This is a genomic window from Halomonas ramblicola, from assembly GCF_030409215.1.
Taxonomy (GTDB): Bacteria; Pseudomonadota; Gammaproteobacteria; order Pseudomonadales; family Halomonadaceae; genus Halomonas; species Halomonas ramblicola.
In genome coordinates, this window is the sequence record NZ_JAUFPL010000006.1 from 1 (window position 1) to 8,464 (window position 8,464).

At 51.4% G+C, this 8,464-nt stretch carries 10 protein-coding genes; 2 read left to right on the forward strand and 8 right to left on the reverse strand.

Going from position 1 to position 8,464, the window contains the following annotated elements; genetic code table 11:
- Positions 1-113: 113 nt before the first annotated feature.
- The 7 genes from QWY80_RS01540 to QWY80_RS01565 all read right to left on the reverse strand — a co-directional run bounded on the left by QWY80_RS01540 (position 114) and on the right by QWY80_RS01565 (position 4,785).
- Positions 114-554, reverse strand: a complete 441-nt coding sequence (locus tag QWY80_RS01540; protein WP_290228910.1) for a YtoQ family protein — start codon at positions 552-554, stop codon at positions 114-116.
- Positions 555-679: 125 nt separating this feature from the next.
- A complete protein-coding gene (locus QWY80_RS01545) occupies positions 680-1,057 on the reverse strand; it encodes a hypothetical protein (protein WP_290228911.1) in 378 nt (125 codons plus the stop codon).
- Positions 1,058-1,235: 178 nt separating this feature from the next.
- Complete coding sequence (locus QWY80_RS01550) at positions 1,236-1,664, reverse strand: YciI family protein (protein WP_290228912.1); 429 nt, start codon at positions 1,662-1,664, stop codon at positions 1,236-1,238.
- A 471-nt stretch (positions 1,665-2,135) separates the two neighbouring features.
- Positions 2,136-2,540, reverse strand: a complete 405-nt coding sequence (locus QWY80_RS19480) for a DUF3761 domain-containing protein (RefSeq protein WP_494337371.1) — start codon at positions 2,538-2,540, stop codon at positions 2,136-2,138.
- 80 nt (positions 2,541-2,620) lie between these two features.
- The gene (locus QWY80_RS01555) at positions 2,621-3,394 is read right to left on the reverse strand and encodes an NERD domain-containing protein (protein WP_290228913.1); all 774 of its coding nucleotides are present in this window, start codon (positions 3,392-3,394) and stop codon (positions 2,621-2,623) included.
- 72 nt (positions 3,395-3,466) lie between these two features.
- Positions 3,467-3,955: a hypothetical protein gene (locus QWY80_RS01560; RefSeq protein WP_290228914.1), complete on the reverse strand. Its 489-nt coding sequence runs from the start codon at positions 3,953-3,955 to the stop codon at positions 3,467-3,469.
- Between the two features lie 197 nt (positions 3,956-4,152).
- The gene (locus tag QWY80_RS01565) at positions 4,153-4,785 is read right to left on the reverse strand and encodes an AbiV family abortive infection protein (RefSeq protein WP_290228915.1); all 633 of its coding nucleotides are present in this window, start codon (positions 4,783-4,785) and stop codon (positions 4,153-4,155) included.
- 246 nt (positions 4,786-5,031) lie between these two features.
- Here QWY80_RS01565 and QWY80_RS01570 point away from each other — a divergent pair, with 246 nt between their 5' ends.
- Both QWY80_RS01570 and QWY80_RS01575 read left to right on the forward strand, forming a co-directional pair.
- Positions 5,032-5,376 (forward strand): site-specific integrase, encoded by a 345-nt coding sequence (locus QWY80_RS01570; RefSeq protein WP_290228916.1) that lies wholly within the window; start codon positions 5,032-5,034, stop codon positions 5,374-5,376.
- Between the two features lie 37 nt (positions 5,377-5,413).
- On the forward strand, positions 5,414-5,653 hold the full coding sequence (locus QWY80_RS01575) for a tyrosine-type recombinase/integrase (RefSeq protein WP_290228917.1): 240 nt from the start codon (positions 5,414-5,416) through the stop codon (positions 5,651-5,653).
- A gap of 309 nt (positions 5,654-5,962) precedes the next feature.
- Here the strand turns inward: QWY80_RS01575 and QWY80_RS01580 are convergent, their stop codons facing one another.
- Positions 5,963-7,402: a hypothetical protein gene (locus tag QWY80_RS01580; protein ID WP_290228918.1), complete on the reverse strand. Its 1,440-nt coding sequence runs from the start codon at positions 7,400-7,402 to the stop codon at positions 5,963-5,965.
- Positions 7,403-8,464 lie beyond the last annotated feature (1,062 nt).

Here is an 8,464-nt window from a genome sequence, read left to right on the forward strand (position 1 = left end):
TACAACAATTTCGCCCGTAACTTGCTAAATCACTGAATTCTCGGACCACAGGTGCCGAAATCAGGCCAAAATCGAGCTGGAAGTGTCGAACTCGGGGGCGCCGGGCCGGCGGATCAGGCGCGGGTGACGTAGCGCAGGATCTCGACCACCTGGCTGGGGGTGGTGCACCAGGCCATGGCGGCGGCATCCACCTCCTTGAGCGGGTGGACGATCTCCTCGCCGTGCAGGGTCACGTAGGGTTTGCCCAGCGCGGCGCAGTAGCCGGCATCGAAGGCGGCGTTCCACTGCTTGTACTGGTCGCCGAAGCGCACCACCACAAGGTCGCTCTGTTCGATCAGCGTCTTGGTGCGGATGGCGTTGACCTTGGAGGACTTGTGGTCGCGCCAGAACTGGCGGCTCTCCTCGCCCAGGTGGTCGCCGGCGGCATCGCTGGCGTCGTGATCGGTCACCGCCGAGGTGAAGACGACGTCGAGGCCGGCGGCCTCGGCACCGCGCTGGATCTCGTCGCGCCAGTCGGTGTGGATCTCGCCGGACAGATAGACGTAGAAGCTCATGGGGCCTCCTGCTGGGAAACGAAACGGGAACCCGCCATGATAGCCCATGGCACAATAAATGGAAGCCATTTCCAAATAATTGCACCGATGCACACGTGGGCACTGCCTCCCGTCGTCACGCGCCCTCACTCGGCCCGCGGATCCCCGGGCAGGAAGTGGCCGGTCACCTTGCGATATAGCACATGGGGATGATGGAGACGGTACCCCCAACCGTTGTAGCGCTCGAGCTGGTAGAGCATGCCCGCCACGCTCCAGTCGGTGCTCCCGCTCAGGCGCTTGAGGGCCATGGCATCGGCGGCACTCTCTTCCCAGGTGAACGGCGGGGAGCCTCGCTTGGGCCGACCCTTCGGCACCTGGACGGTACGCGCGGTGAGCGGGTCGCCATTGTACAGATGGCGGCTGAAGTCGCCGCTGGACTCCATCTGGTGAACCACCGCCACGAAGGCCCAGGGGACGCCCTGGCGGTCGGTGACGGCTTCGTAGCGCGCCCGCTCCCGCGTCAACTTCCTGGCGATGCGCTCACGTCGCGTTGGCGGGCGGGGCGAATGTCACAGGTCTCGAACAACCGCTCGTACTCGCGGCGCAGGGCCTGGGTCAGCGTGATCGCCATGTTCCCTCCCCGGCGGCAGCCCATCACGACCCACCGGCGCCTTGCGTTCAGCATAGCCCCCTGAAGACGACTCAGCCCTTCTGCGACAGCCGGTCGCGCAGCTGCTCCTCCTGCTCGCGCAGCGCCGGGGTGAACTCCTCGCCGAAGTCCTCGGCCTCGAAGACCTGGCGGATCTCGATCTCGGCCTCGCTGCCGGGCATCGGGTTGGGGCAGCGCTTGACCCAGGCGATGGCCTCCTCCTTCGACGCCACCTCCCATAGCCAGTAGCCGGCGATCAGCTCCCGGGTCTCGGCGAAGGGACCGTCGGTGACGATCCGCTCATCGCCCTTGAAGCGCACCCGCGCGCCCTGGCTACTCGGTTGCAGCCCCTCACCGGCGAGCATGATGCCGGCCTCGACCAGCTCCTCGTTGTACTTGCCCATGGCCTCCAGCAACTCCTGAGTTGGCAGCTTGCCGGCCTCCGAATCCGGGCTGGCCTTCACGATGATCATGAACCGCATGGTCGTCCCTCCGTCGAGTGGATGCTTCATGGTCTTGTCGAACGAGCCGGCCGCATATCGACGGGTCGGGACGAGTCCAGGAAGGTGAGGGCAGGCGGTCGGTCAAGACCGAGGCCGATGGTGTCGGCGGTACCGCCCCGCCGACAGTCGCAGGGCGCCCTTGCGAAGTCTACGCCACGCACCACCAAACAGCTTGGCAAACAGATCGGCCCGTAATCGGGCATTGCGCTGCTCCACTGCCCGAAGTTCAGGATTCGGTGTGTGAAAAGCCATCGTCTTCTCCGCTGTCGCGAGCACACTGGAAGCGTAGCATAGTAGGGGCACCGAGCATGGTCTTCATGCGTTGCTCGAAAGTCAGAAATCGGCCAAAAGCGGTCTTTCAGTGATACATTCTGCAGCACCCACCTGGAATAACGAAGACGACGTTGCGAGGATCTGGTTAGATTTTTTCCTGTTTAGATTGTTAGGAAGCTAGTCAGCAACACCTCCATGATGAGAGCAAGTTCCCCTACCCCGAGAGCTAGAGTATGTCCCATCTTCACAAACTGACCCATGACTAGGACATATTTTCCTGACGCGGGCTTCTTTAATACTCTTAACACCAGAGCAGTATCGAACGCCCCTGGGGGTTATATTGCAATCAACAACAGTATAACCATATCTTAACATTTTTTCTTTAGATTCGAATATTTCATCACCAACACCCTCCATGATCGCCATATGGTTTCGCACGTTTGCATCTTGAACATCCGAAAGATATCCGACTGCAAACTTTTCACCAAAAAATAGATAATCTTCTTCATAACAACCGTAATTAGCGCACCCGCTCACTAATATAGAGAAAAACATTAGTATAGAAAATCTATATAAACTCATCTTCTAAATCGCTTTCTCAACATAGTCAAGAGCTCCCTATCGGCCAATAGCAGCCAAACGCAAATCTATCGTCACCACAACTACCCAACCTCTTGCACCACCCTGCACTCCGGGTAACCAGAACACCCCCAGAACTGATTGCCAGCATTCTTACCCCTTTTGGATGTCCGCAATACCATGCTGCTGCTGCACTTGGGGCATTTGCGCTGAGCATTAGGATCAGACCTAGTTTTAAGTTGTGCAACGTGTCTTCGGTGGGTCTCACGTGTGGGCGCAAGCCTGCCAGCCTGGATTTTCATGAAGGCCTCTTGAACCTCCGTCTCAGATAGAACGACCTCCTGAAACGACTTGATGTAATTCACGTAACCACCGCCACGAGTGATGCTCTTCGGCATCCTGGTCTTTAGTTTCGCACTACCAGTAAACACCACAATAGAGTGAATGACTGCCGAAGGAACATCGAGGGCGCTCTCCAGAGCTTTTACATGCTTATAGTTCTGGCGTAACGGATTCTGGAACCTGAATGACTTCCGATAAATCTTTTGGGTCCATTGTGTCTGATGTTCGTCACCAAAGATCCAACCTTTCATATTCTTTGTTTCCACGACGAAGACCCCGAATCGGGACACAAAGATATGATCAATCTGAGTTGAGCCGTCCAGCGTAGGTAGGGTCACATTGTGGATCGGTTTGTATGTTTCCGCTGGCAACCAAATCCTGGCGGCCGCTTTAACCAAAGCCTCTCCGAAAAAGCCCTTGAACCATGGTGACTTGATGAGACCAATCAGAAAGGCTACGGGAATGACCCACCACAACGGCCCTAATACTTCATTGATGAATAAAGAATGATCCATGATTTATCTCACTGGAAAATTTTTAACAAATACATTCTGTTAAGAATGCCTGTCATTTTGAGCGCCCTACCTTTAAGGCTCCTCACTTTTTAACGCTCGATAGCGCGCGCATGCCTGATTGCGAGATTCCGCGCTTGCAGTTTTATCAAATGTAAGTCTATTGCATTTCCTTTTTGCCAGCTCAAGTGGTGAAGCTTTGCTGGAAGATGCAATAGAAGCTATTGTAGGCCGAAAAGAGTTAGATGCTGAGCAGTACATATTCTTCAGCTGATCATATCTAACACCATATTCGTTATTTTCCTGAAGATATTGACATGCGTTGACAAAATGCTCTTTTGCCGCCAGTGTGCATTTTGAGAACTCGTCAATACGCTCTCTTTTATCTGCACAGACAGAGTCACCCCGTATACGCCACATCTGGTGCTGATACGAGATGAGCTGATCGTTATGATCAACTACGACAGTTTTTACCTCAGTTCCCACGGACTCTTGTATGTGATTGCTTACAGCACTTGAAGTGCTATCCAGTAACGCTGCGAACAGGGCTGAAATGGGGTCCATGTGTTCCTCTATCTTAATTCCTAACTGTGCATGCTCTGCTATTCAATGAGCGCGAATACCACCCTGCCTGCTCACGCTTATTATATCGCTATCTTCCATGATATATTCATCAGTATAAGCTGAAAGTCGTCATTCGGCCAATAACGGTCGTTCAGTGAAGGCTGATACAACACCATCGACGGGGGCGCGACCTATCTTTATTCGTTATTACTTTCTTTACCAAGAACTGCATCTAACAACTCTTCCGGGGATGAAGGCATACTTTCCGGGTAAGACTCTATAATCTTATCTTTTTGTTCGCATTTCAACCCCTTAAGATTCACCAATAGAGGGCTAAACATTGCCACACGACAAATAGCTAAACTCAAGTTTCTTTCAGATTGTTGCTCCGTGATTGCCTCAGAGGGGACCGTAAATCTCCCATTGTTCCAATCAGTATAAAGGCAGCGATTTTTGAGACTGTTTCTTTCATTAATTCCAGAAAAAAGAAAGTCTGGTGATATTTCTTGTCTCTGCAGCTCCTTCGCAGCAATAAATAATGAAATTTCTGCATCATTCAAAAGCTTTTGCTTATGGTCCCTAAATCGCCTATTAAGCTTTTTCCAATCAACCTTAACACCCGAGGATATATCGACCAAGGCACGAAACAGCATGAAGCTCTTACCAAGCTCTTCACGTGCAAAGTGGCTTAAAGCAAACGAACGAGCATACTTACCATTATTATGTAGCAACTCCGACTCATCACATAGTTCTTGTGCATTTCGAAGGCACTTGACTGCGCCTTCAAACAGCGAATCAAATTTCAAATTATTAATCTTAGGCTGATTCAAGAAACCTCCAAAAAATAACAGTGATTAGATCGAATGCTCTATCACTGAACGATCAGGTCTACAGGGGCGCGCACTTTGCACCACAATGGAAATTAGTTACAAAATGACAGAGTAGCACGAATGGACGTGCCCTCAGCGTCTGCCGGCATGGCTGCTGTGGGTCGGATCGCGACAGGCTGCCGACTCCAGCACACGTCGAACATGTTCTGGACCATCCTATACATTCCATCCGAGGAGGTCCATACCATGAACACTTCAACAATAACTTCCCACATGCCTTGGAACAAAGGCAAGTTGGTTGGTCAGAAAACACCGCTTCGTCTCAAAGATATCTGGGCCATTCGCGTCAGGCTGCAGCTTGCTGGAAAGATCCGAGACCTGACGCTATTCGAGTTGGCTATCGATAGCAAATTGCGAGCTTGTGACTTGGTCAAGTTGCGGGTCCGCGATGTAGCCCATGGCGATCGTGTCTCTTCAAGGGCCATAGTCACGCAGCAGAAAACGAAGAGACCAGTACAGTTTGAGATAACCGAGCAGACTCGCACTGTCCTAAGAAGAGTGGATACTGCTTGCACATCTCCGCAACAATGATTATTTATTCCCAAGTCGCCTGAAAAGCTCGTGCCACTTGTCTACTCGGCAGTACTCGCGCATCGTTAAATCATGGGTAACCGCTATTGGCTTGGAGCCTTCGGCTTACGGTACTCACACGTTGCGACGCACCAAGGTAACGTTAATTTACCGCCGAACGAAAAACCTGAGAGCCGTTCAGCTTCTCTTAGGTCATACCAAACTCGAAAGCACCGTCAGATACCTAGGAATTGAGGTGGATGACGCATTGATCATAGCTGAGCATACAGAGGTCTAACAAGAGATAGCGACGGCATAGGATCTATGCCGTCGCTATCCGGCCAAGAGCAGACCTTTAAGGTAGCAGAAGTTCAAGTCGCGAGGAGTAACCAGCTTAAGTTGCGATAATCTCAGCATCTTCGGGATCAACGCCGAAGGCAGACTGGAATTGCCTGCGCATGAATATTTTCTGCTCTTCTTTCTTAGCATTGGCCTTCAACCAATTAATATCGTACTTGAAAGGCCCAGGCTCAATGATCCACTGCCGAACAAGATCATATATGACATTGTGACCATAAAAGTTTTGGAAAACTTCGTCAACATCCTCCTAGGTGCGTCCCTCTTGCATCCGGGGAAACACACTGTCGTCGTGCTCTTTATCAACAAACAACGCTTGGTGCTTCTCGAACAGCTTTTTCGACCTGTTAGAGAGGTTCTCGCCGGCCATATGGGCCCCTGGCCAGCAGAAGAACTCTGGAAACTTGAACTTATCTTCCTTAAACGCAAGGAAGTGGGCGAACAAATGACGTATGACGTAGTTCTTGGGGCCAAAACTATAAGCCTCGTACTCCCTACGCAGATGTGAGAGTGGTCCTTTGGAGGAGAACCAATCTGAGCACAGTTCAGAGACAAGCAAAGGTGGAAAATCCCTGTTCGCCTGAGCAAGCTCGCTCGTCAGCTCAACATATTCCTCCCGGCTGTGCTGGTTGATGGCGCTTTTCATAGTTGGGAAATTCTTCGCGATCAAACGGCAGAATTTGGTAAAACGTGTACCAGGGTTAACATCTTCAATGAAGGTGACGAAGTTAGGGGCGTCAGTAACCGGGAATCCACTGCCGGGATTGATGGCCAAATCACAGACCAGAAGGAATAATGAGACGAGTGGATCATCGACGTATTCTGGCCACTCTGCTTCCACCATCTCCAGGAAGTGCTGAAAAGCACTAACATAGACTCCATCGAGCATCCCCAATGACGCATAGGCATTCCAGTTGAGCTTGTGTCCGCAGGCGTGTGATAGATATTGAATTTGCGAAAAGCGCGCTTGCCCTTCGAAGATCTCGTGCGATCCGAGTGGCCATAACTCGAGTGGCGAGCCGAAGTAGTGGCCTTTCACCTTTGAGTTGCGCAGTTCTTCAAAGCCGCTCTTCCATTGCTTGAAATCTGGCAACGCATTGTAGCCTTCATCTACACTTGCAGCTAGAACGTCTACCGTGAGCCCGTAAGTCATATGGAGGGCGTGACCAACAGACTCGAGCTGGGGGTTATTAGAAAGAGTGTGCACACCCTTAGGACCAAGCGTAAACAAACGAAAAACCTCGAGATCGAAGTGGTTGTTGACGATCATGTTCGACGTTCCGGCTAGCGTCCCCCACCCAGTCGGCCCTCGCGCACTCAGCATTTCCCCTTGCTCGGTTATCGACTTCTTAAAGCCATCGCCGGAGACAATCGTTTTTAGATTATTGAAGGCGGCATGCGCCTGCACCGGATAGTTGATACCAAAGATGAAGCCATAGGTTGACCCGATATGCTGCCACCAATGAATCGTCTCGTGAAGATAGGTCGACATCGCCTGCGCACCATCTAGTCCGACTTTATCGTTTGCTGTGATGCCGGGCTCTAGGCCTGCAAGTGTCTGATGGATAAGTGGTGAGAGTCGAAGCACGAACTGATTCGTATTGTAGAGACCATGAGCCTCGATAGTAGCTGCAAATGCAGGCATAGAAGCTGTTAGTTTTGCACTCAGAAGTTCAGGTATCAACTGCATGCTTTGCCCTCGTATATACTTCAGTATTCCTCAAATGCGTCTATATTTTCAGCATGGGTCAAGTCAGTCGAGAACCAGCCTGGGTCGTCAGCTTCCAACCCTTTTCATCAGCGTAGCCTGAGCTTCTTAATCCGGCCAAGAGCGGACACTGAGGGTTTCACAGCTCCGAGATTCGGGAAAGGAAGCCAAAACTTTCCGCCCGTTATTATCCTAGCTTACTCCCGGTTATTTCTGTTTCTCCAGCCGTCGCTGGAGATCATCTACCCAAACATTCCAAGCTCTGCACTTCATAAGAATAAGTCGGCGCGCCACTGATTGTACATTGTGCACTTCATAAGGCCCGAGGAGTGTAGAAGCCTCACTTAGCCGGTGCGCCGTCATGTAATTCCGCAGATAGCTGCAAACATGGAGTGCCTCCGGAAGTGTCAACTCCACATCGCGAACGACTTGACCATCTGCATACGGCGCCAGATTACCTAGCGTCGGCTTTATTGATACTTCAGTTGCCGTTTCATCGCCTCTAATTGTCCAAGAAACTTTCTGTTCCGGGTCGATTCCTGACTCCTTCAATCTCTCTTGTATATCCTCTAAAACTACAGGGTTCCATTCAGCAGTCACGTTATCCAACCACCGTTTATTTTGTGAGCTAGATTTTATTTGGAGCTGGAGCTCTTCAATCGCTGAGAACGCGAGATTGATAGCTACGGATGTGTTGACGTGGTCTGCATAAAGCTCAGAAGATTTCTCAAATATCTGGCCATGCCGAGGATGGGTAGACCACCACGTGATGCTTTCGGCCTCAAAGCTCCGGGAGAGCTTATGTATCGCATACATAAGCGATGTATCCAACCATGCTTTAGTAGCTACATACAGAGCGACTGGTATTTCAGGATGGTGATAAAACTTTTCGAAAAAGCCTTTGGTTTGGAAGACGTTGCGAAAAAGGCTGAGTTGCTCTCCCCCAGTGTCAGGATGAGTGTCGTGTCCTCTGGTACCCTGTTCTTAAAACCCAGGGGGCGATAGGAGCTGCTCATGCCTCGCTACTCCGAGGAACGCCGACAA